Origin of the sequence: Streptomyces roseus, from assembly GCF_001044425.1 — a bacterium.
In the GTDB taxonomy this organism is placed as follows: Bacteria; Actinomycetota; Actinomycetes; order Streptomycetales; family Streptomycetaceae; genus Streptomyces; species Streptomyces roseus.
In genome coordinates, this window is sequence record NZ_LFML01000163.1 from 229,108 (window position 1) to 232,046 (window position 2,939).

3 protein-coding genes are annotated in these 2,939 nt (G+C 66.0%); 1 reads left to right on the forward strand and 2 read right to left on the reverse strand.

Translation table 11 applies throughout. The features are described 5' to 3' along the window. Together ACS04_RS34975 and ACS04_RS34980 are read right to left on the reverse strand one after the other, a co-directional pair. Positions 1 to 456, reverse strand: a 456-nt coding sequence (locus ACS04_RS34975; protein WP_048480886.1) for an alpha/beta fold hydrolase, incomplete at its 3' end; no start/stop codon positions are given. A gap of 506 nt (positions 457 to 962) precedes the next feature. Further along, entirely contained in the window at positions 963 to 1,553 is a 591-nt protein-coding gene (locus ACS04_RS34980) for a TetR/AcrR family transcriptional regulator (protein ID WP_048480887.1), read from the reverse strand. A 90-nt stretch (positions 1,554 to 1,643) separates the two neighbouring features. On the opposite strand from ACS04_RS34980, the gene ACS04_RS34985 reads away from it, so the two are divergent. Further along, the gene (locus ACS04_RS34985; protein WP_048480888.1) at positions 1,644 to 2,588 is read left to right on the forward strand and encodes an alpha/beta fold hydrolase; all 945 of its coding nucleotides are present in this window, start codon (positions 1,644 to 1,646) and stop codon (positions 2,586 to 2,588) included. Positions 2,589 to 2,939 lie beyond the last annotated feature (351 nt).

Sequence of the window (2,939 nt, forward strand, 5' to 3'; positions counted from 1 at the left end):
GGGGCCGGGGTTCGCCCCGTAGGCCCATACGTCGGCCCAGAACGACTCGACGAATCCGTCTTCGTAACCGTTGCCGTTCTGGGTGACGAGGGCGGAGATCCGTTCGGGGTGCTTGAGCGCGATGCGCCAACCGATGGGGGCGCCGTAGTCCTGGACGTAGAGGGCGTAGCGGTTCAGGCCCAACTGGTCGAGCAGTGCGGAGGTGAGTTCGGCGAGAGCGTCGAAGGTGTAGGTGAACTCCTGTACCGGGGGAGCGTCGGAGTGGCCGAAGCCGAGGTGGTCCGGCGCGATGACGTGGTAGTCGTCGGCCAGTAGGGGGATGAGCTCTCGGAACATGAACGAGCTGGTGGGGTAGCCGTGGAGCAGGACGACCGTGGGAGCGTCGGAGGGTCCTGCTTCGCGGTAGAAGATCTCGTGACCCTCGATGAGGGCGGTCCGGTGGCGCACCGAGTTCATGTCTAACCCCTTAAAGCATCTAGTGTGGTTAGTTCCATGTCATGCAAGCACTCGACGAGCTAACCTGTCAAACGCGTTAAGAAGGTTAGAGGCGGGGGGTGTCCATGGATACGCTGCTGGACCCGATAACAGCCGGCCACTGGTCAGCAAGGAGCAGGATGCGTTCGCCGATCCGGCCGGAGGTAGACGATGGGCGCGGGAGTGTGGCGGCGAAGGCAGCCTCAGGAACTCGCACCGCTGTGCGAGACGAGGGGCATCCTCCAGGACATAGTGCGTGCGGGGCGCTCGTCCGACGCGCTGAGCCCGCTGCTCGAAGGGGTCTACCAGGCCCGGGAGATCACGTCGGACGGTTTTCGCTGGACCCTCAAGGCTCTCCCGCACGCCCGATGTCCGGTACCGGGTAATCGAAGCGGCCGGAGAGCGGCGGAGTGCGCGGCGGCCAGCAAGTACAGCCTCCGGCTCTTCTCCTGCCCCAACTGCCACCGCACCTGGGCGAAACGGTGAGGCTAGCTCCGGGCGTGCAGGGCGTGCGCGAGCGCGCTCATGCTGATGTCGACGACCGTGCGGAGCCGCTCGTGGCTCGCCCCGGTCTTGCTCATCACGGCCAGCGACTGGTTGACCGCCACTATGTGGACCGCGAAGTCGTCGGCATCTCGTTCGGCCAACCGCGCGGCCTTCAAAGCTGTCCGCAGCCGCGCATGCTGGAAGTCCAGAGCTTCGTTCGCGCGTGCGGCGATGGTGGGGCTGAGGGCCGGTGCCGCCATCGCGGTCTGGGCGATCAGGCATCCACCAGGTACGTCAGGGTCGGCAATGCGCTGCAGGGTGACCTCGAAGAACGCCCGTACCGCCTGGAGCGGTTCCTCGGACGAGCCTGACAGCGCCTGGTCGTATCGGGTTCCGTACCGCGCGGCGTAGCGGTCCAGGCAGCGCAGGTAGAGCGAGTCTTTGTCGCCGAACGAGGAGTAGATGGAACTGCGGTTCAATCCGGTCGTTCTGGACAGGTCGTCGAGAGACGTGTCGGCGTATCCGGCCCGCCAGAACTGGACCATTGCCGCGTCGAGCGCGATGCCCACGTCGAACTGCTTCTTCCCGGCCATCGCGCATGCACCTCGTTCTTGCTACCAGCCGTCGTGGCCCTGCCCACCCTATCTTGAACTGATCAGTTCAAGATGCAGTAGGCTCAAAACATGACCGGCGATGCCATAGCCCCGAACCGCCCCTGTAACCAGAACCCGGTTCCCGGGTTGCCGCTGTACGACCTTGCGGGTTTCACTCACCGCTGGGTCGACGCGGAAGGAATCCGACTCCATGCCGTGGAAGGCGGCCGGCCAGCCGGTCCCACCGTCGCCCTCCTCGCCGGGTTCCCGCAGACCTGGTGGGCTTGGCGAAAGGTGATGCCAGGTCTTGCCGAGCGATTCCACGTGATCGCGATCGACCTGCCGGGGCAGGGCCACTCCGACCGCCCTCAACGGGGCTACGACACGCACACCGTCGCCTCGCGTGTCCAGGCCGCGCTGACCGCGCTCAACGTGGCGAAGTACTGGCTCGTCGCCCACGACATCGGGGCCTGGGTTGCCTTCTCACTCGCCCTGAAGTTCGAAGAGCGCCTGCACGGTGTTGCCCTCCTTGACGCCGGCATTCCCGGAATCACCCTCCCGGACTCCATCCCAACGGACCCCGACCGGGCCTGGAAGACCTGGCACTTCGCCTTCCACCTGGTACCCGAACTGCCCGAGACTCTGCTCACCGGCCGCGAGCGCGACTACGTCAGCTGGTTCCTGCAGGCCAAGGCCCTGTCCCCCACCACCTTCGACGACGCCGAGATCGACCACTACGCCGCCGCCATCGCGGCCGAGGGAGGGCTTTCAGCGTCCCTCGCCTACTACCGCGACGCCGCGGAATCAGCGCGTAAGAATCATGACGCTCTCGAACGGGGGCACTTGCCCGTCCCAGTCCTGGGAATCTCCAGCTCCCATGGCTCGATCCCCGACATGGCCGCCTCCCTCAGTCCGTGGGCCAAGAACGCGACCGGCGTCGTCATCCCACAAGCCGGACACTTCATCCCCGACGAGCAGCCCGACGCAACCGTGGACGTCTTGACCGCGTTCATCGATCCCGAGCGTGTCGAGTAGTTCACGACGCGCTCGCCAGTCCGGTAGAAGCCGGCGAGACAAGCCAGCAGCAAAGCCCCGGCATATCCGACGCCAGTAGGGGCTACAGCCGAGCCCGACTCCTTCTCGGTGCCGGGTCCTCTACTTCGAGGGGAGCCGGTCGCTGACATCCGATACGGGTGGCGCTGCCGGTGATGGCGGCGCCAGCGGAGTGCAGGGGGGTGTGCGGTGATGTGGGTCAGGTGAGGCGGGATCCGAGGCGGAAGCGCATGTCGCCCGCGGCTCGGCGTACGTCTTGGCCGTGGTCGCCTTCTTCGAGCAGCCCGAGGAGCACGATCAGGGCGCGTGCCTCGTCTGTGCTGATCAGTTTCA